Annotated in this window: 17 protein-coding genes and 1 other RNA gene; 8 read left to right on the top strand and 10 right to left on the bottom strand. The window is 70.6% G+C overall.

Features of this window, described 5'->3' with window-relative positions:
- The first annotated feature begins 100 nt into the window (after positions 1–100).
- Positions 101–1,261: a hypothetical protein gene (locus tag ACVCAG_RS09370; RefSeq protein ID WP_440064424.1), complete on the top strand. Its 1,161-nt coding sequence runs from the start codon at positions 101–103 to the stop codon at positions 1,259–1,261.
- On the opposite strand, the gene ACVCAG_RS09365 is transcribed toward ACVCAG_RS09370, so the two are convergent.
- Positions 1,219–2,250: a copper resistance D family protein gene (locus ACVCAG_RS09365; protein WP_440087645.1), complete on the bottom strand. Its 1,032-nt coding sequence runs from the start codon at positions 2,248–2,250 to the stop codon at positions 1,219–1,221. The genes ACVCAG_RS09370 and ACVCAG_RS09365 overlap by 43 nt on opposite strands.
- Positions 2,247–2,834, bottom strand: coding sequence for a copper resistance CopC family protein (locus ACVCAG_RS09360; RefSeq protein ID WP_447189726.1), 588 nt, complete (start codon positions 2,832–2,834; stop codon positions 2,247–2,249). Before ACVCAG_RS09360 ends, ACVCAG_RS09365 begins: the two co-directional genes overlap by 4 nt.
- 628 nt (positions 2,835–3,462) lie before the next feature.
- Between ACVCAG_RS09360 and ACVCAG_RS09355 the strand changes: the two genes are divergently transcribed.
- From ACVCAG_RS09355 to ACVCAG_RS09345, 3 genes are all read left to right on the top strand, one after another.
- Positions 3,463–4,989, top strand: a complete 1,527-nt coding sequence (locus ACVCAG_RS09355; protein ID WP_440087643.1) for a condensation domain-containing protein — start codon at positions 3,463–3,465, stop codon at positions 4,987–4,989.
- Positions 4,976–6,253, top strand: coding sequence for an MFS transporter (locus ACVCAG_RS09350; RefSeq protein ID WP_447189725.1), 1,278 nt, complete (start codon positions 4,976–4,978; stop codon positions 6,251–6,253). Before ACVCAG_RS09355 ends, ACVCAG_RS09350 begins: the two co-directional genes overlap by 14 nt.
- Before the next feature lie 166 nt (positions 6,254–6,419).
- Entirely contained in the window at positions 6,420–7,349 is a 930-nt protein-coding gene (locus ACVCAG_RS09345) for an EamA family transporter (RefSeq protein ID WP_440087641.1), read from the top strand.
- Here ACVCAG_RS09345 and ACVCAG_RS09340 read toward each other — a convergent pair.
- The 5 genes from ACVCAG_RS09340 to ACVCAG_RS09320 form a co-directional block, all read right to left on the bottom strand.
- On the bottom strand, positions 7,294–7,896 hold the full coding sequence (locus tag ACVCAG_RS09340) for a TetR family transcriptional regulator C-terminal domain-containing protein (protein WP_440087640.1): 603 nt from the start codon (positions 7,894–7,896) through the stop codon (positions 7,294–7,296). The two genes, ACVCAG_RS09345 and ACVCAG_RS09340, sit on opposite strands and share 56 nt — an antisense overlap.
- Positions 7,897–8,211: 315 nt before the next feature.
- A complete protein-coding gene (locus ACVCAG_RS09335) occupies positions 8,212–8,457 on the bottom strand; it encodes a hypothetical protein (RefSeq protein WP_447189724.1) in 246 nt (81 codons plus the stop codon).
- Between the two features lie 201 nt (positions 8,458–8,658).
- Positions 8,659–9,759 carry an o-succinylbenzoate synthase gene (menC, locus tag ACVCAG_RS09330; protein ID WP_440087638.1) on the bottom strand — a complete coding sequence of 367 codons (1,101 nt, stop codon included), beginning with the start codon at positions 9,757–9,759 and terminating at the stop codon, positions 8,659–8,661.
- A 226-nt stretch (positions 9,760–9,985) separates the two neighbouring features.
- Positions 9,986–11,017 (bottom strand): membrane dipeptidase, encoded by a 1,032-nt coding sequence (locus ACVCAG_RS09325; protein ID WP_440087637.1) that lies wholly within the window; start codon positions 11,015–11,017, stop codon positions 9,986–9,988.
- A 203-nt stretch (positions 11,018–11,220) separates the two neighbouring features.
- Complete coding sequence (locus tag ACVCAG_RS09320) at positions 11,221–12,660, bottom strand: flavin-containing monooxygenase (protein WP_447189723.1); 1,440 nt, start codon at positions 12,658–12,660, stop codon at positions 11,221–11,223.
- 234 nt (positions 12,661–12,894) lie between these two features.
- Between ACVCAG_RS09320 and ACVCAG_RS09315 the strand changes: the two genes are divergently transcribed.
- From ACVCAG_RS09315 to rnpB, 4 genes are all read left to right on the top strand, one after another.
- A complete protein-coding gene (locus tag ACVCAG_RS09315) occupies positions 12,895–13,731 on the top strand; it encodes a Nif3-like dinuclear metal center hexameric protein (RefSeq protein WP_440087635.1) in 837 nt (278 codons plus the stop codon).
- Complete coding sequence (locus ACVCAG_RS09310; RefSeq protein WP_440087634.1) at positions 13,728–14,468, top strand: zinc ribbon domain-containing protein; 741 nt, start codon at positions 13,728–13,730, stop codon at positions 14,466–14,468. The genes ACVCAG_RS09315 and ACVCAG_RS09310 overlap by 4 nt, the downstream gene beginning before the upstream one ends.
- Positions 14,469–14,482: 14 nt before the next feature.
- Positions 14,483–15,895 (top strand): bifunctional RNase H/acid phosphatase, encoded by a 1,413-nt coding sequence (locus ACVCAG_RS09305; protein ID WP_440087701.1) that lies wholly within the window; start codon positions 14,483–14,485, stop codon positions 15,893–15,895.
- Between the two features lie 287 nt (positions 15,896–16,182).
- An RNA gene (gene rnpB / locus ACVCAG_RS09300) (RNase P RNA component class A) lies at positions 16,183–16,578 on the top strand.
- Positions 16,579–16,655: 77 nt separating this feature from the next.
- Here the strand turns inward: rnpB and ACVCAG_RS09295 are convergent.
- Genes ACVCAG_RS09295 through ACVCAG_RS09285 form a run of 3 tightly spaced genes read right to left on the bottom strand, consistent with a single transcriptional unit; the run spans position 16,656 to position 19,356 of the window.
- Positions 16,656–17,807 carry a tyrosine-type recombinase/integrase gene (locus ACVCAG_RS09295; RefSeq protein ID WP_440087633.1) on the bottom strand — a complete coding sequence of 384 codons (1,152 nt, stop codon included), beginning with the start codon at positions 17,805–17,807 and terminating at the stop codon, positions 16,656–16,658.
- Positions 17,804–17,980 (bottom strand): helix-turn-helix domain-containing protein, encoded by a 177-nt coding sequence (locus ACVCAG_RS09290; protein ID WP_386207936.1) that lies wholly within the window; start codon positions 17,978–17,980, stop codon positions 17,804–17,806. The genes ACVCAG_RS09295 and ACVCAG_RS09290 overlap by 4 nt, the downstream gene beginning before the upstream one ends.
- Positions 17,977–19,356: a replication initiator gene (locus tag ACVCAG_RS09285; protein ID WP_440087632.1), complete on the bottom strand. Its 1,380-nt coding sequence runs from the start codon at positions 19,354–19,356 to the stop codon at positions 17,977–17,979. Before ACVCAG_RS09285 ends, ACVCAG_RS09290 begins: the two co-directional genes overlap by 4 nt.
- Positions 19,357–19,426 lie beyond the last annotated feature (70 nt).

The raw sequence follows: 19,426 nt of genomic DNA, 5'->3' as shown, positions 1-19,426 counted from the left end.
GCGGGTGATCACCTGCGGGGCAGGAGGGAGGGAGTGGTCCCGATGCTCAGGGTTGTCCCCGATTGCGGAGCGAGGTAAAGGAGCGGCATCATTTCGACGCGTGAAGCCAGTAGAGAGCCTTCGAAGAAGAGCCACTCCCGTCCTTGAGTGGGCTCTGCCGTATTGGACGCGTGGGAAGGCCGGCAGGGAGACCCCGGAGGACCTGTTCAGGCTCCTCTATCTCGGGTGGCTGGTGGCTTTCTCGTTCAAGGTGCTCGGAGCGTCCTGGGACGTCTCCTGGCACTTCAAGTGGCTCCGCGACGACCTGGCCCCGCCGCACCTGCTCAACAGCGTCGGCACCGCCCTCGTCCTCGCCCTCACGATCATCCACGTCTACACCGGCTACGGCGTGGACAAACTCGCGCAGCGCCTCATCACCTGGGGCACGGGCGTCTTCCTGGTCGCGGTCCCGCTGGACCTGATCAACCACCGGATCAACGGGCTCGACATCACCTCGTGGAGCCCGTCCCACCTGATGCTCTACATCGGCACGCTCTTCATGGTCTGCGGCGTGATCCGGGGCTGGTTCGTCCGGGCGGTCCCGGGGCGGACGCGCACGCTGGTCCTCGGCGGGCTCTTCGTGTTCCTCTTCGAGAACGTCTGGTTCCCGGCCCAGCACCAGGAGTACGGCGTGTACGCCATCGCCGCCTGGGACCGGGGGGCGCCGGAGGCCGAGCCGATCCTGATCCAGTTCGCCGCCGAGCAGATCGGGCTGCCGGTGAGCGACAGGGCCGTGGCGCTCCACTTCGCGCTGCCCGTCCCCGACCAGCTCTACCCGCTCTACGCGGCGATGGCCGCCGTCATGGTGGCCGTCTACGCCCGCGCGATGATCGGCCGGATGTTCTCCGCCACCGCCGTGATCGGCGCCTACATCGTCTTCCGCACCCTGATCTGGCCGCTCCTGGCCGTGGCCGACTTCCCGCGCTCGGCGATCCCGGTCTTCCTGATCGCCGGGGCGCTCGCCGTCGACCTGGCGTTCCTGATCAGGATGCCCGTGGTGAGGGCGCTGGTCGGCTCCGTCGGCGCCACCCTCCTCATCGACCAGGCACTGCGCTTCCAGCACTCGATGTTCATGGCGCCGCCGCTGGTGCCCCCCACGACCATGCTGGTCGGGGGGGCCGGGCTCGCCGTCCTGTGGCTGGCCGCCGAATGGTCGTTCAGCCGTCACACGCTGCGGGCTCAGGACAGGGAGGCGCTGGTCAGCGCGACCGCGACCCCGTAGGCCAGCCCCATCACGGTGATCTCGGCCGCCGCCCACGCGACGACCGCCGTCGCCCGCCGCTCGGCGATGTGCGGCAGCAGGCGGAAGCGGATGTGGGCGGCGAACGGGATCAGCAGCGCCACGCACGCGACCTTGGCCACGACCAGCAGGCCGTACTCGTTGGTCAGCAGGGCCCCGGGCAGCTCGACCCCCGGGGTGAGGGCCATCGTGGCCAGGCCGTTCACCAGGCCGGAGAGCCCGACCACGACCAGGGCCAGGGTCGCCAGCCTGGAGAACGCCGGCAGCACCCGGGCCAGCAGCTCCCGGTCCGCGGCGACCAGCAGGACGACCGCGAGCAGGCCGCCGGTCCACGCCGCCGCGCCCATCACGTGCAGCTCCATCGAGATCATGATGGGGTCGTGCCAGGCCGAGTCGACCGCGTGGCCGGTGACCGGGATCGGCAGCAGCCCGAAGAGGGCGATCACGATCCGCAGCTCGGCCGGGACCTTCTCGCCGTACCGCACGGCCAGCAGCCCGATCCCGGCGTAGGACAGCGCGCAGGCGGCGCTGAAGAGCATGCCCTGCCCGGCGCCGACGCTGTCGACGTACTCGGCGATCATCCCGGGGGTGGGGACCGGCCCGGGGTTCAGCTCGGCCGTCTGGAACACGATGACCGCCAGAGCCAGCAGCGCCCACGCCCAGGCGAAGGTGACGGCCATCGGCCGGGCCCGGCGCATCACCGGCTCGGTGCCGTCCGGGTCGTCGAACCCGAGCAGCTTCGGCAGCAGGCTGAGCCCGACCACCGCCACCGCCGCCAGGTCCAGCAGCACCCGCAGCACCGGCAGCCCGTACTCCACCAGCGGTCCGGGGATCGCGATCCCCGGCACCGCCTCCTGGGGGGCGAGCGCCGTCGCGGCCAGCACGGCCAGCAGGGCCGCGGAGACGAACCCGCCGATCACGAGCCTCCTGGCGGTGCCGGCCTCGGCGACCCGCTCGGTGGTCACGGTCATCCCGTGCCCCCCTGCTCCCTCGTACGGCGCATCGCCACGACGGTGGCCCCGCCCAGCAGGACGATGGAGCCCGCGATCCACAGCACGGCCATCCCGGCCCCGCCGTTCTGCGCGGCCTCGGCGGCCTGGGCACCCAGATCGGGCTCCTGCGGCGCGGCGGCGGAGACCACCGGGGCGGAGGCGGCGGGCGCCTGAGCGGAGCCGCCGGAGCCGCCCCGGCCGGGGGCGGTCAGGGTGAACGTGATCTTGCTGGAGACCGGGTGGCCGTCGGAGGAGAGGATCCGGTAGCCGATCGCGTACACCCCGGCGGGGCCGAGGGGTTTCACGGCGACGCTGACCTTCGCCCTGTCGACGGCGGTCTTCCCGGCCTCCCACCGCGTGCCGTCCGGGCCGATCACGCTGATCTGTGCGAAGCCCTGCCGGACGGGCTGGTCGAAGGTGAGTGTGATCTTCTCGGGTCCGGTGGCCAGCTCGGTACCGTCCTTGGGGTCGCTGCTGATCAGCACGTTGTGGGCCTGCGCCGGGGCGACCGCGCCGAGCAGCGCGGCGGACGCGAGCAGCAGGACCGTGAGTAGCCGCCTCACCGGTCGTGGCCTTCCTTTGGGATCGTCATGACGAAGGACATGCTCCCACCCCGGCCTCCCGCCCGGGAATCGCGCTCGCGCGGGTCAGCCGCGCCCCTGCCCCGGGTCACGTCCCGGCGAGAGGGCCCGGGGACCTCCCGGCGGAGGGTAGGAGCCCGGGGGAACGGAGTCAATGACTAACAGGATGACAAACATTCAAAAAACGAAGAATATGCGGAGTTATCTGGTAAAAGCCCTTGAGGGATGGTTTGTTTGGATTTATCGGGATGGAAAACAACCGTGAAACCTTGACGAATTCGGCACGTGATCCTTAGCCTCGCTTCGAGCAGCGTCACCGATTCGCCGCGCTCGCGCGCGGCAGAGAAGGCGCCATTCGCCCACGCCGGTGTCGGGCCGCGGGCCTTCCCGATGGAAACGCCGCGCCGGGCACGAGATCCCTGGACGGATGCTCGTCGTCGACGCCCTGCTCGGGAACCGGTCGGGAAAAGTCAGCACAAGGGAGCCGCGGGGCCATTTGGAGGCCGCCGCGACAGGCCGGACGGAAGGCGTCTGAAATGTCGATGTCGCTGGTACACGGATGGGAAAGGGCGTCCCGCGCGGACGTCGTCGAAGAGATCGGCCGGACCCGATGACGGCCGGCCCCGCGCGGATCGGTGCGACGTCCGTGGAGTTCACCGGGGCGCGCGGCGGCGAGTCGCCGCTCAGCTGGGGCCAGCTGGCCATCTGGCGGCTCACCCGGTGGCTGGACGACGACGACCCGTACTTCAACATGCCCTGGGTGCTGCCCGTCTACGGCAGACGCGACCTCGACACCGTCCTGCGGGCGCTGCGCGCGCTCGTCGAGCGGCACGAGACGCTGCGGACGACGTACGAGGAGACGCCCGGCGGACTGGTCCAGCGCGTGGCGCGCCAGGGCCGGTTCACCGTCGAGACGTACGACGCCGGGGAGGCCAGACCGCTCGCCGCCGCCAGGGAGCTCTCCGTCCGGCTGGCCGCCACCGCGTTCGACTACGCGGCCGACCTGCCGTTCCGCTGCGCCGTCGTGACCGTCGACGGCCGTCCCAGGACGGTGGCCCTCACCCTGTCCCACCTGGCCGTGGACGGTGGGGCCCTGGAGGTGCTGGCGCGCGACTGGCGGGACCTGCTCGCCGGTGGCGAGATGGCAGCCCCCGGCTGGCAGCCGATGGACCAGGCCGCCTTCGAGCGCGAGGGGGCCGGCGCCGCCCGCGGCGAGCGGACGCTGCGTCACTGGCGCGCGATCCTGGAGCGGGCGCCCCTGAGCATGTTCGACTTCCCCCGCACGACGCCGGAGGAGCCGCGGTTCGTCAAGGTCGGCATGGAGTCGGCCGCCACCGCGGCGGCGGCCGAGGTGCTGGCGGCGCGCTGGTCGGTCAGCACGGCCAGCGTGCTGACCACGGCGAGCGCGGTGCTGCTGAGCGCGCTCACCGGCCACCGCGAGGTGGTCATGCAGCTCATCGTGGCCAACCGGCACGACCCCCGGGTCGCCGCCATGGCGGGCAGCGCCGTACAGGACGGGATCTTCGTCCTCGGCCTGCCGGGTGGAACGTTCGCGGACGCCGCCCGCGCCGGGCACCGGCAGGCGCTGACCGCCTACCGGAACGCGCACTACGACCCGTACCGGATGATGGCGCTGCGCGAGGAGATCGGCCGCGAGCGCGGGCGGCCCGTGGACCTGTCGGCCTACTTCAACGACGCGAGGACCGTCGGCCACTGGCCCCACCTGCCCGCGGTCGAGCCACCGGGCGACCCCGCCGCGATCGCCGCCCTCACCGAGCGGACCAGGACCTTCCACGTCGGATCCTGGCCCGAGGTGGACGCCACGGCCCTGTTCGCCACCGGCACCGCCACCAACACCTGCGAGCTGTACCTGATGGCCGACACCGCCTACCTGCCGCGTCCCACGGCCTACGCGCTGCTGCGCGGGCTGGAGACCCTGCTGGTCGCCTCCGTGGCCGGGGACGTCCCGCTCGACGAGGTCGCCGGGCTGTGCGGCATCGTCCCGGCCGAGCGCCCCGTCACCCGGCCCGGCGGCGGGGACGGGTCCTCCGGCGGCGCGCCCGGCACCGGCGCGGCGAAGGCCGCGAGGGACCCCGGAGCGCAGGGACCGAGGACGGTGGCCGGTGACCACGTCTGACCGCCACGTCGCGCCGGACGGCCGCGCGGCGCTCGCCGAGCCGACACGCAGGGTGGGGCCATGGTGGGTGGCCGGCATCTCGCTGGCCAACCTGGCGCTCTGGATGGCCTATTTCGGGCCGCTCCAGGTGCTGCTGCCCTCGCAGGTGGCGTCGATCGACCCGGTGGGCAAGGAGGGGTCGCTGGCGCTGGTGACCGGGGCGGGGGCCGCCGTCGCGATGCTCCTCAACCCTGTCGCCGGAGCGTTGTCCGACCGTACGGCCGGGCGGTTCGGACGCAGGCATCCGTGGTCGCTGGGCGGGGCGCTGGTCGGAGCCGGGGCGCTGGTCCTGCTGGCGGGTCAGGAGTCGATCCTCGGCGTGGCGGCCGGATGGTGTCTCGCGCAGGCCGGGCTCAACGCGATGCAGGCCGCGCTCGGCGCGGGGGTGCCCGACCACGTTCCGGTCGGCCAGCGGGGTGAGGTCTCGGGCTGGATCGGGATTCCCCAGTCGCTCGGGGTGGTGCTCGCCGTGGTCCTGGTCACCATGGTCGCCACTACCACCGAATCCGGATATTTCTTGATAGCGGCGCTGGTCCCGCTCTGTGTGCTCCCCTTCGTCCTCACCACCCACGACCCCCGCCTGGCGGCCAGGCCGCCCTTCGAGCCCCGGGCCTTCCTGAGGGGGTTCTGGATCAGCCCTCGCAGCCACCCCGACTTCTTCTGGGCCTGGCTGACACGCTTCCTGATGCAGCTGGGCAACGCCGTCGCCACCCTCTACCTGCTGTACTTCCTCACCGACGCGGTCGGCTACGAGCGGCTCTTCCCCGGCGAGAAGGCCGAGGACGGCCTGCTCGTGCTGATCCTGATCTACACCGCGGCCGTCGTGCTCACCACCGTCGTCGCGGGTGTGATCTCCGACAGGCTCGGCCGCCGCAGGGCGCTCGTCACGGTCTCCGGCCTGATCAGCGTGGTCCCCGCGGTGATGCTCGCGTTCTGGCCCCAGTGGCCGGTGGCGACGGCCGGTGCCGCGATCATGGGGGTCGGCTTCGGCATCTACCTGTCGGTCGACAACGCCCTGGTCACCCAGGTCCTGCCCGCCGCCGAGGGGCGCGCCAAGGACCTCGGCGTCATCAACATCGCCAACTCCGGCCCCCAGGTGCTCGGCCCCGTCGTCGCCGGTCCCATCGTGGCCGGTCTCGGCGGCTATCCCGTCCTCTACCTGACCTCGGCGGCCCTCGCCCTCCTGGGCGCCGGCCTCGTCTGGAAGATCCGCTCGGTCCCCTGAGCGTCCGGCTCCCAGCGCCCACCCCGCGGAAAGGTCGGCGGAGGAGCCGGTGAGGGTATGAGGTCCCTCGTGCCGGTGTGGCGTCCTTCACTCAGCGTTGTATCCATGCCACTCCCGATTCGATCGGTGACCTTCCGGTCGCTGCGGGTGATGGAACCCTTCGGGTATGGCAGTGGTAGCTCCCCGGCCCGTCCTGGGAATCGTGCTTCTGATCTTCGTCAGCGCCGCGTGGGGATCGGCTTTCCCGCTGATGAAGGACCTCATCGTCCGCATGCCCGTGGCGGACCTTCTCGCCGAGCGGTACGGCATCGCCACCCTCGTGCTGCTCGCTCTCCGCCCGAAAAGCCTGCGGGGGCTGTCGGAGAGCACCTGGCTGACCGGCATCCTGCTCGGCCTGCTGTTCGGCGTGGGCCAGACGGCCCAGGCGGTCTCACTGCACGATCTGCCCTCGTCGGTCTCGGGGTTCACGGTCGGCTCGTACGTGGTGATCACCCCGGTTCTCGGGCTGTTCCTGCTCGGGGCCAGGACCTCGGTCCGCGTCTGGGCGGCGGTGGCGCTGGCCATGGCCGCGATGACCGCGTTCACCCTGATGAGGGGGGCGGAGGGCGACATCGCCCTGCCCGCGCTGGCCGCCACCCTGCTGTCGGCGGTCCTGTACGCGGTCCACACGCTGGTGCTCGGCAACTCCGCCGAGGCGCGGCAGAACGCCTACGCGGTCACGGTGATCCAGCTCGGCACCATCGCCGTCATGACGGGGGTCCTCGCCGCGCCGGACGGCCTGACCCCGCCCGCGAGGCCGGGTGACTGGGCGATTCTCGGCCACCTGTCGATCGTGGCCTGCGCCCTGGGTTTCCTGGCCCGCTCCTGGGGTCAGGTCCACGTCTCGCCGGTCTCCGCCGCGGTGATCCTGTCGGCCCAGCCACTCTGGGTGACCGCACTCGCCGTGGCGCTGTACGGGGAGCCGCTCACCACGGGCGTATACCTCGGCGGGGGGCTGATCGCCCTCGCCATGCTCCTGGTCGTACTGCCCAAGGGGCTGTTCAGCTCAGTTCGGCGAGGGAGAGACCCAGTTCCGCCGCCGCGGCCGTCCGGATGAACTCGATCATCCGCGCCCGCGAGAGCACCCGCCGGTGTACCGTCACCTGCGTGGACAGGCCGTCGATGAGGGACATGACCCGCCAGGTCGCGCCCTCGGGGTCCGCGCAGGTGAAGATCCCCGCCTCCACGCCGTCGTCGATGATCGCGCGGAGGGCGCCCTTCCACCGCATGTCGATCCTGCGGGACATCTCCTCAAGCTCGGCGTTGCGCATCGACTCCGCCCAGGCGTCGATCCACAGGGCCCATGACTTGGACTTCCCGCTGGGCGGATAGAACCTGAGCAGAGCGCGCAGCCGGTCGAGCGGGGAGCCGCCCGACTCCTCCATCTTGACGAGCGCGTTCAGGTCGAGCTGGGCGGCGTAGGAGAAGGCCTGGGCGAACAGCTTCTCCTTGGTCTCGAAATGGTAGAAGAGCAGCGCCTGGCTGACACCGGCCGCCTGGGCGATGTCAGCGGTCCGCGTGTGACCGAACCCCTGAGCCGCGATGACATCGCAGGCGGTCCGGAGCAGATCTTCACGACGTAATCGCCCAAATCCCCTTGCCACAAGGGAACCCTAGCGGGTCACGGCGCGCCGGCAGGGGCAGGGGCGGGGGTCGGCGACCGCACTCGAGGTCCTGCGCCCGGAGGGGGATCGCCGTCCGGACCGGGGTGCAAGGGGATGCGCAGCACGAACCGGGCACCCCGCGTGCTGTCCTCCAGCCTCAGGAGGCCACCGTGCGTGCGGGCGATCTCCCCGGGGTACCGAGGGATGCGCACACCTCCCTGTCCTGCCTGACACTCGTCGCGGGAGGGGCGAAGTTCGCCATCCGGGGGGCGCCGACCAGGTTGGGGGTCGACGCGATGATCTCGTCCTTCGCGTTCAGCAGTTCAGCAGTTGCATGCCGTCGGTTTTTCCCGGCGGTACCACCGAAGGCAGTTGCCCACGCTTGGCCAGATGGACGCTCTGCAGCGCGGCGCCCGCCGCCTCCTCGGTCTTGAAACTGCCCGCCGGACCGTGAACGGAGAACGTCGCGATCGCGATGAGGGCGATTCCCGACACGACGGTCATGGAGACGGCGATCAGCGTCAGCCGGAGCCGTACGGACCACCTTCTCCCCGTGAACACGTCGCTCTCCAGCCATTCGACAAGGATATTAGGCAGATTAATTACCGTATCAAGATGATTAATCGCCAAGGAGCGACAAACATCCTTATACCTATGTAAATAGGTATTCATTCGAATGAATATGAACTTTCGTGGATGTCAGTGCTAGTGCAGTGCCAGTGCCACCCGCCGCCCCCGGCTCGTCTCCGCCGCCGTCCCGCCCTAGAGGGTGATCCATTCGGTGGAGGTGGTGACCTCCTCGAGGACGGCGGGGATGGGGTCGACGCCGATGCCGGGGGCGGCGGGGACGTCGAGGTGGCCGTCGTGGAGTTCGAAGGGCGGGGTGAGGTCGGTGGTGTAGTAGCGGCGGGAGGCGGAGGTGTCGCCGGGCAGGGTGAAGCCGGGCAGGGCGGCGAGGGCGAGGTTGGCGGCGCGGCCGATGCCGGTCTCGAGCATGCCGCCGCACCAGACGGCCAGGCCGTGGGCGCGGGCGAGGTCGTGGATGCGTCGTGCTTCGAGGTAGCCGCCGACGCGGCCGGGTTTGATGTTGATGATGGAGCAGGCGCCCAGGGTGATGGCGGCGGCGGCGTGGGTGGCCGATTCGATGGATTCGTCCAGGCAGATGGGGGTGGTGATCTTCTTGGCGAGGTGGGCGTGTTGCAGGAGGTCGTCGTGGGCGAGGGGTTGTTCGATGAGCAGCAGGTCCAGGGGGTCGAGTTTGGCCAGGTGGGGGGCGTCGGTGAGGGTGTAGGCGGCGTTGGCGTCGACTTGCAGGGCCAGGTCGGGGCCGAAGTGTTCGCGCACGGCGCGGGTGGGGGCGAGGTCCCAGCCGGGGGCGATTTTGAGTTTGACGCGCCGGTAGCCCTCGTGCAGGTACGCGGTGACGGCCTCGAGAAGTTCGGGAATGGTGGGCATGATGCCGATCGAGACGCCGGCGGGGACGCGGTCGGTGGCGGCGCCGAGATAGCCGGCCAGGGATTGGCCGCTGGTGCGCAGCTGGGCGTCCAGGACGGCGGTTTCCAGGGCGGCCTTGGCCATGCGGTGGCCTTTGAAAGGGTGCAGGGCGCGGTTCACGCCGTGGGCGTCGGTGTGGGTGGGCAGGGCGGGGATGAGGAAGCGGCGTAGCACGTCGGCGGCGGCGTCGACGTATTCGGGGGAGTAGAGGGGGTCGGACATGGCCACGCACTCGCCCCAGCCCTCGGCGTCAGGGGTGACGACGCGCACCAGGAGCACGTCGCGTTCGGTCTCGGTGCCGAAGGAGGTGCGAAACGGGGCGACCAGCGGCATCGCCACCCGCCGCAACTCGATACCGGTGATCCTCACGCTCTCTCTTTCCTTCGCCGTGCGATATCCCGCCACGGCGGGACCCGCCACGCCGGTCGCGGTGGTCGTAGGGGATTTCGCCTTCGGGGTGCGCCGCTCGGTGCCCGGGTCACCTGTCATTCGCCGTTCCGTCCCCCTCCGGGATGTGCCGCTCGGCGCCCGAGCCATCCGTACCGGCCGAGGTCGTCATCCGGTCCCCTCCGGTGGTGCCCCCCGCCGGGCTCGTTCAAGCGGGCCTGCCCAGCTGGGCGCGGAACAGCCGGTGCACGTTCCCTCCGATGATCTTCACGATCTCCTCGTCGGCGAAGCCGTGCTTGAGCAGGGCGTCGGTGACCAGGGGCAACCCGCTCGGACCCGACAGTCCCGGCAGGGCCGCGAGGGGATCGACGTCGTAGTCCATCTCGCAGCACGGGGGAGTCACGTCGTGCATGACCTCGCGGACGAAGTCGGGGCCGAGTCCCACGTGGTCGATGCCGCCGACGCTCGCGATGTGCGCGATGTGGTCCACCAGCCGGTCCACGGTGTACTCGGCCGGATCCTCCGAGAGGAAGGCCGCCAGGAAGTTGACGCACACCACGCCCCCGGTCGCGGTGACCGCGCGGATCTGGTCGTCGGTGAGGTTGCGGTGGTGGTCGCGCAGCGCGCGGGCCGAGGAGTGGGTGGCCATCACCGGCCGGGTCGCCAGCTCCAGCACGTGCTCCACCCCGGAGGCGCCCAGGTGGGAGACGTCGAAGATCATGCCGAGCCGTTCCATCTCCCGTACCGTCTCCACCCCCGCCGCGGTGAGCCTGCTGCCGGTGGCGTCCTCGCCGCTGCCGTCGGCCAGCGCCGTACGGCCCCAGTGCGCGATCGAGGCGACCCGGACGCCGAGCCGGTGCAGTGTCGGCACCAGCTCGACGGCGGCGTCCAGGCCCGGCATGCTCTCCAGCGCCAGGACCAGGGCGATCCTGCCCTCGGCGAGCGCCTCGTCGATCTGCGTCCCGTCCAGGCAGAGGCGTACGGCGTCGGCGTTCCCCTCGGCCAGCACGTGCGCGCACTCGATCATGCGAAGGGTCTGCCGGAGCGCGCCCTCGGGACGGTACTGGCCGTCGATGAAGACCGGCAGCACCTGGAGGTTCACCCCTCCCTCGCGCAGCTGGGGCAGCCAGCGATCGCGGAAGAAGGACGCCCACCGGTGCGGGGGCCTGGCGGTGACGGCCATCAGCAGGTCGTTGTGGGTATCGGCGACCACGGAGTCGCTGTGGAGGTCGGCGGACACGGGCGGGCCCTTCTGCGCGGACGGCTCTCGTTCGCCACGACCGTACCGGCACCCCGGCCCGTCGCGTGCTTCCGCGCCGCCTCGGCTCCCCCGGCTTCCGTATGAGGGTCCCCCGGCTTCCGTACGAGGGTCCCTTCTACGAGGGTGTGGACCCGCGCGCGTCTTTCCGGCGGAGGCGGGTCGGCTTTCCGGCGGGGGCGGGGTCAGCGCGCGAAGCGGAAGGCCTCCGGACGCGGGGCCCTGGTGATGCGGCGGTAGGTGGTCGCGGTGCCCGGCCAGTTGCCGGTCACCCGGCCGGACGCGTTCTTGTACCAGCTCGTGCAGCCCGCCTGCCAGACCATGCCCTCCATGGCCCGGTCGAGGCTCCGCCGCCAGGTGGCCATCGCCTCGGGCCGGACCTCCATCGGCCCGCGCGAGGCCAGGTACGGCAGGCAGCCCATGACGTACCGGACCTGGCATTCGATCATGAAGACGATCGAGTTGTGACCGAGGTTGGTGTTGGGGCCGTACAGCAGGAACAGGTTGGGGAAGTGCGGCACGGCGATGCCCAGGTACGCCTCCGCGCCGTCCTTCCACTCCTTGGCCAGCCGCCGTCCCCCGCGCCCGGTGACCTGGACGGGGGCCAGGAAGCCGGTGGTCTCGAAGCCGGTCGCGTAGACGATGACGTCGGCCTCGCGGAGTCCGGCGGTGGTCTCCACGCCGCCGGGGACGATCCGGGTGATCCCGTCGGTGACGACGTCCACGTCGGGGCGGGTCAGCGCGGGATAGAAACCGCTGTCGATGACGACCCGCTTGCAGCCGACCGGGTAGCGGGGGGTCAGCTTGGCCCGCAGCAGCGGGTCGGGAACCTGCTCACGCAGGTGCCCCAGGGCCCGCTTGCGCAGCAGGCCCGTGCTCCAGCCTCCGGCCAGGGCCGGGTAGAGGGTGTTCTCCGTGTACCGGTAGAGCCACTCGCGGTAGGCGCGCTGCAGGAACGGCGCGAGGCGGAAGGCCGTCCGCGCACGGGGGCCGAAGACGGCGTCCGGCTTGGGGATCACCCAGTTGGGGGTCCGCTGGAAGACGTTCAGGTGCCCGGCCACCTCGGCCACCCTCGGGATGAGCTGCGCCGCCGACGACCCGTTCCCGATCACGGCCACCCGCCTGCCCGCCAGGTCGACGGAGTGGTCCCAGCGCGCGGAGTGGAAGGCCGCTCCGTTGAATGACGACATTCCCGGAATGTCGGGTAATTGGGGCCGGTTCAGTTGTCCCACGGCCGACACCACCACGTCGAACAGTTCCTCCCCGGCCGTCGTACGGACCCGCCATTTGCCCAGCGACTCGTCGAAGGTGGCGGCGGTGACCGCGGTGTTCAGCCGGATCCTGGGGCGCAGGCCGTACTTGTCGGCGCATCCCTCCAGGTAGCGCAGGATCTCCGGCTGCTCGGGATAGCGGCGCGTCCAGCTGGAGTATCTCTCGAAGGAGAAGGAGTACAGGTGCGAGGGGATGTCACAGCCCGCCCCCGGATAGATGTTGTCGCGCCAGGTTCCCCCGACGTCGGCCCCCTTCTCGAAGATCGTGTACGAGCGGACGCCGGCCTTCTCCAGCCGGATGGCCATGCACAGCCCGCCGAATCCGGCACCGATGATCGCGACATTAGGCCTCATGCGCACGCCCTCCGGGTGTCAGTGTCCACTTACGCTAGGCGATCTACCCGCGCAGGGAAAGCCGCCGGGGAGGCCACTGTGGAAGCCGCCGGACGCCGGTGCGGGAACCGGTGCGGAGGTGGCTGTGAACGCCGGTGCGCAAGCCGCCGTGGAGGTCGCTGCGGAGGTCGCTGCGAACGCCGGTACGGAAGCCACCGTGACGAGCCCTCCGGGGAAGGCCGATAGTCTGCGCACGTGCCTACGCTTGCCGACATCGTCACAGAGCTGGAGTCCCGTTACGACCCGAGATGGGCGGAGTCGTGGGACGCGGTCGGGCTCGTCTGCGGAGATCCCTCCGCCGAGGTGCGCAGGATCCTGTTCGCGGTCGACCCGGTGGCCGTCGTCGCCGAGGAGGCCCTCGACTGGGGCGCCGACCTCGTCGTCACCCACCACCCCCTCTACCTGCGCGGCACCACGAGCGTCGCGGCCACCACCTTCAAGGGCCGGCTGGTCCACACGCTGATCAAGAACGACATCGGGCTCTTCACCGCCCACACCAACGCCGACGTCGCCGACCCCGGCGTCTCCGACGCGCTCGCCCGCGCCGTCGGCCTGACCGGCCCGCTCGTCCCCCTCAGTCCCGCCGCCGACGACCCCCGGCGCGGCCTGGGCCGCGTCGGCTCGTTGCCGGCCCCCGTCTCCCTCGCCGACTTCGCCCGGCTGGCCGCCCGCGGGCTCCCCGCCACGGCGGGCGGCCTGCGGGTCGCCGGAGACCCCGGCCGCCCCGTCCAGCGGATCGCGGTCAGCGGGGGATCGGGAGACTCCCTCCTCGGGACGGCCCGCGCCGCCGGGGTGGACGTCTTCCTCACCGCCGATCTGCGCCACCACCCGGCCAGCGAGTTCATGGAGGCCTCCGGCGGTCCCGCGCTGATCGACGCGGCCCACTGGGCCACCGAATGGCCCTGGCTCGCCGACGCGGCACACCATCTCGCGTCCGCGTCGGCCGCCAGGGGGATTACTGTTGAGACGCGCGTATCCGAGACGGTCACGGACGCCTGGAACACAACAGCAAAGTGCGAGGATTTCACGTGAAAGCAGCCCCTGCGGCCCAGAAGCGTCTGCTTGACCTGGCCGAACTCGACTCCGCCATCGACCGGCTGGCCCATCGCCGCCGCACCCTGCCCGAGCTGGCACAGATCGACGAGCTCTCCGGGCGCATCGCCCGCATCGCCACCCAGGTGATCGCCGCCGAGACCGAGTCCGGCGACCTCGCCCGCGAGCAGAGCAAGGCCGAGGCCGACGTCGACTCCGTCCGCACCCGTGCCGAGCGCGACCAGAAGCGCCTCGACTCCGGCCAGGTGTCCTCCCCCAAGGACCTGGCCAGCCTCCAGTCCGAGATCGTCTCCCTGAAGCGCAGGCAGGGCGATCTGGAAGAGGTCGTGCTGGAGATCATGGAGCGCCGCGAGGCGGCCGACGGGCAGGTCGCCAGGCTCGTGGCCGAGCGCGACGAGCTCGCGGGCACCCGCGGCACCGCCGAGGACCGCAGGGACGCGGCCTTCGCCGAGATCGACAAGGAGAGGGACGAGCTCCAGGGCAAGCGCGCCGGGGTCGCCGAGGACATCCCCGCCGACCTGCTCGCCCTCTACGGGAAGCTCAAGGAGCAGTTCGGGGTGGGCGCCGCGATGCTCCAGGGAGCCCGCTGCCTCGGCTGCCGCACGAGCCTGTCCATCGCCGAGATCAACCGCATCAAGGCCGCCTCCCACGACGAGGTCATCCGCTGCGAGGAGTGCCGCCGGATCCTCGTCCGTACCGCCGAGTCCGGTCTGTGAGCCCTGTGAGCTCCGTGACCTCGTACGTCATCGAGGCCGACGGCGGCTCGCGGGGCAACCCGGGCCCGGCGGGCTACGGCGCCGTCGTCAAGGACGCCGCCGACGGCCAGGTGCTGGTCGAGACAGCCGCGTCGATCGGCACCCAGACCAACAACGTCGCCGAGTACCGCGGGCTCATCGCGGGCCTGACCTCCCTCCTCTCTCTCGCCGGCGACGGCGCGAAGGTCGAGGTCAGGATGGACTCCAAGCTGGTCGTCGAGCAGATGGCCGGCCGCTGGAAGATCAAGAACGAGGGCCTGCGCCCGCTCGCCCTGGAGGCCGCGGCCCTCGCCAGGCGCCTCAAGGTGACCTGGCGCTGGATTCCCCGCGAGAAGAACAAGGACGCCGACCGCCTGGCCAACGAGGCCATGGACGCCGCCGCCAAGGGCCGCGCCTGGACCCTCTCCGGTTCCTCCGCCGCCGCGGAAGCGCCCGGCGGCCGGGTTTCCGGAAGCGGCGTCTCCGGAAGCCGAACCTCGGAAAGCGGCGTCTCCGCCGGCCGGGCCCCTGACAGTGGTGCTCTCGAGAGCGGCGCCTCAGGAAGAGCTGCTTCCAAAAGCGGTTCCCCCGCCGGCCGCACCGCTCCCGCCCGTCCCGCCGAGGACCTGCTGCTCTTCGACACCGGTGACCTCGGCAACGGCGCTCCCGACGCCGGCGACCTCGTGGCCGGTGACTCCGGCGGTGACGGGGACGGCGGCGGGACCACCACGCGCGAGCGAGCGGGCCTGGCCACCCCCACGGGTACGGGCACCGGCTGGCGTTCGCCCACCTCCGTCGCGACCTCGCTGTACCTGCTCCGGCACGGTGAGACGCCCCTCTCCGTCGAGCGCAGGTTCTCCGGGCTCGGCGACCCCGAGCTCACGCCCAACGGCGTCGCCCAGGCCGAAGCCGCCGCGGTGAAACTCGCCGGGAAGCCGTACGACATCCAGGTGATCGTCAGCTCGCCGCTCAGGCGCGCCCGCGCCACCGCGGAGATCATCGCGGCCAGGGTCGGGCTTGAGGTCCTCGTCGAGGAGGGGCTGCGGGAGACCGACTTCGGAGACTGGGAAGGCCACACGTTCACGGAGATCCAGCGCCGCTGGCCCGACGAACTCGCCGCGTGGCTGGCGGACCCGTCCGCCGCGCCGCCGGGTGGGGAGAGTTTCGGGGAGGCGGCGCGGCGGGTCCAGGCGACCGGGGACATGCTGATCGAGCGTTACGAGGGCAAGGCGGTCCTCGCCGTCTCCCACGTCACGCCGATCAAGATGCTGCTGCGGTTCGCGCTGCTCGCTCCCCTCGGTGCGCTGTACCGCATGCATCTCGACCTGTCAGCCCTGTCCCTGATCGAGTACTACGCCGACGGCCCGGCGGTGGTGAAGGCGTTCAATGACACCTCGCACCTGCGCTGAACCTGCGGTCTCACGTCCACGACAGACCTCGGCCATGGGGGCGGTGGAGCACCACTCGTTCTCCACCGCGTCCATGGCCGCGTCCATGGCCGCGCCCTCCACTGCGTCCTTCGCCGTGGCCGGAGTCCCCGCGGCGTGCGGAAGCGGTCGTCTCGCCGGTCGTCGGTGCTCTCATCGGTTCCTCCGGTGCTCGTCCGGTCCGTCTTGCTTGATCCATATTCCAGCGCGGACGACTTGCCGCTCGGTTGGAGTCCACTTGGGAGCCGTTAGGCTTGGAACACGGCGGACGAGCCGGCCGGGCGGCCGCGTCGGGTCTCTTCTGAGACCCGCCGAGGAAGGTCCGGGCTCCACAGGGCAGGGTGGTCGGTAACGCCGACCCGGGGTGACCCGCGGGAAAGTGCCACAGAGAACAGACCGCCTCGTCCCAGGACGAGGTAAGGGTGAAACGGTGGTGTAAGAGACCACCAGCGCCCACGGTGACGTGGGCGGCTCGGTAAACCCCACCTGGAGCAAGGTCAAGAAGGGGCGCTCTCCGGAGCGTCCCGCGCGCGACGCTTGAGGGCTGCCCGCCCGATGCCGCGCGGGTAGACCGCTTGAGGCCGCCGGCAACGTCGGCCCTAGATGGATGGTCGCCCCTTCACGCAAGTGAAGGACAAAACCCGGCCTACAGGCCGACTCGTCCGCCCTTTCCTCCTCTGACCTGCGGTGGAGCCTTTGCTGGGCAAGATCAAAGCAGCCGGAGGGCACAATGAGGGCACATTCACATGAGCCCGTCCGCCGCGGCGAAGGCATGGTCCAGGGCCGTGCGAGCCCGTTCGGACGCTTCGGGAACCAGATGCCCGTAGAGATCCACGGTCGTGGTGATGGACTCGTGCCCGAGCCACCGGGACACCTCGGAGATGGGCACGCCCTCGGCGAGTGCCGTACTGGCGAAGGTGTGCCGAAGATCGTGGAACGTCATGTCCGCCGGTACCCCTGCTAAGAAGATCGCGGGCTTCAGGATGTCGGCGTTGAAGTAGTCGCGGCGGATCAGGTTCCCGCGCGTCGTCCGGAAGAGCACGTCCTCAGGCTTGTGCCTGTCGATGAACTCGGCCAGCGCACGGGCGAGAACGGCCGGGATGGGAACGTCGCGGACAGAGGCTCTTGTCTTCGGCGGAGCCAGCGTCGGACGCCGATCGATCACCACGACCTGCTGGTCCACCGTCAGCATGCCCTCGGCGAAGTCGATCCGGTCGACGGCGAGACCGAGCGCTTCTCCTTGCCGGAGACCAGCCGCGGCGCCCAGGAGGATCAGCGGCGCGTAGTCGGGCCGCATGGCCTGGTAGAGCGCGAGCACCTCGGTGGGGGAGAGGAGCCGGATCGTGGTCTTATCCGGCTCCGGCAGGCGGATGTCGACGCAGGGGGAGCGGCGGATCATGCCATCTCGTACGGCTCCGCGCATGATGCTGGAGAAGATCACATAGATGGTCTCGACCGTGCGCGGGGCCAGGCCTTTCACGTGCAGGTCCTTCACCCACTTCTGCACCGAAGTAGGCCGTATCGAGATTAGGGGAACCAGGCCGAACACCGGGTTGATGTGGTTCTTCAGGTGCCCTTCGTAGGTCATCGAGGTTCCGGGCTTGTGCAGCCGAGAGGCCAGCCACGTCCCCGCGTACACCTGGAATCTGGTCTGGCCGAGCTTGGGATCAATCCACTCACCACGCGGTTCGTCGGCACGACGCGTCACGTCGAAGCGGTCGGCGTCAGCCTTCTTCTCGAAGTTGCGTTTGCGCTGCTCGCCCTTCTCGTCCCGGTAGCGAACCTGCCAGCGCACCCCCTGTCCGTGCTTGGCGGTCGGCACCCGCTTGTGCTCAGAGCACTTCGTCTCTGCGGGATCGGGGTGGGTCTTGTGCCACCGGTCGTAGACGGTCATGTCTGCTCCCGGACCCAGGCGCGTACGTCTTCGGGGAGGTAGCGCAGGTGCTTGCCGATTCGGCGGCCGGGCGGCCCGATCCTTCTGCAGCGCCATTGGTAGAGGGTTCCGGCCGGTACCCGGAGATAGGCGGCGACCTCATCCACCGTCCAGAGGTGATCGAGCGTCTTCATGGATGCCGTCCGGGATCGGCCAGAGGCACACCGGTCAACGCGGCGGCGAGGAGGGCGTCACCGAGCGACAGCCCCTTGCCCGCGTACTCCCAGTTGGTGATCACGAGGACGGCGTCCTCGTCGAAGAGGGGCAGGCGTCCGGTGGTGATCTCTTCGGTGCGGGCAAAGTCTCGGCGTTCGTCGCGGATGGAGCCGATGGTGATGGAGTAGTGGCGGGAGCGGGTGGAGAAGTGGCCGCGAAATCCCAGCATGTGGGCCCAATGAGGAAGACGGAGGTCGGCCAACTCGTCCAGGGCGCCTAGGCGCTGGCATTCGGCGATGAGGCGGCGAGGGTGGTCGCGGAGGTTGAAGGCGGCCAGATCGTCGAGGGGGTTGATGCGTCGGTCCAGGGTGCCGACACATTCGGCGGCTTTGGTGGCGTACTTGGCGATGTAGCCGGCCACGGCCTGGTCGGAGAGTTCGCCGTCCATGGTGATCTGGCGGACGTCGAGCTGTCGGCCCCAGCGCAGAGTGCGCGCGGGTTCGTCGCCTGCTGCGGGAACGGTCACGGTCACTGCTCGGACGGCGTGTTGTATGGCGTGCGTCAGCATCTCTGCCGTGGCCCAGGCTGGAGGTGGGGAAGCAGGACCTTCGGGGCCGTCGAGGCGGATGACGGCGTGGAAGTGGACGACTCCGCGCTTCTGGTACTCGGCGACTTTGGCGAAGGAGATCGTCAAGCGCTCGCGGAGCTCCCGCAGGGTCAGACCGGCAGTCTTGGCGACGCGTCGCCGCAGGGCGTCGGTGAAGCGCTGCCAGAGCTTCGGGGAGACGGCGTTGAACAGCACCGATCCCGTGTACTCGTAGCAGTCCGGGCACAGCGGCTCACCCAGACGTGGCTCATCGGCGCCGTGTCGGGTGGTGCAGGACATGACGCGTCCGTGCGGGCAGGTCTGCGCGTCGCGGCGAGCGTGGCAGGGCAGGGTCTTGCCGTTCTTCTCTCGCCGGGTGTGGACGACTCCGAATGACGGGGCGGTCAGGGTGATGAACAGGCACGGGTGTGCGGTGACCGAGGAAGGGACGCCCTTGCCGCCCACCAGGCCAGCGCGGATCAGCTGGTAGGTGTCGGCGCGGTAGACCTCGGCGCAGGCCGGGCAGCGGGAGGCGCGGCGGGTTTTGCACGGCAGGTGCAGGACATCCTCGGGTTCGGTGGCGGTGGTGTAGCGGTGCAGGAGCCGGCCGGTGGCGCGGTCGACGTGCAGGACGCGGCCCCGCATGTGGATGGGCTGGCGACAGCCGCCGGTGGCGCGGAGTCGGGCGGCCCAGCGGGGGTACGTCGGATCGTTCAGGCGGGTGATCATGCCTGCGATCGCGTGCGTGTCGGGGCGTGTTGTGGGCAAGATGGTCTCCTCCTTTCACTCGTTGGGTGAGGGGGGATGGCCTCCGACCTGGCAGGCGTCTTGGCGGATG

This window comes from Streptosporangium sp. G12, assembly GCF_052983175.1.
The sequence above is the reverse complement of the archived record's forward strand: the minus strand, read 5'-3'. Positions and strand labels throughout refer to the sequence as shown.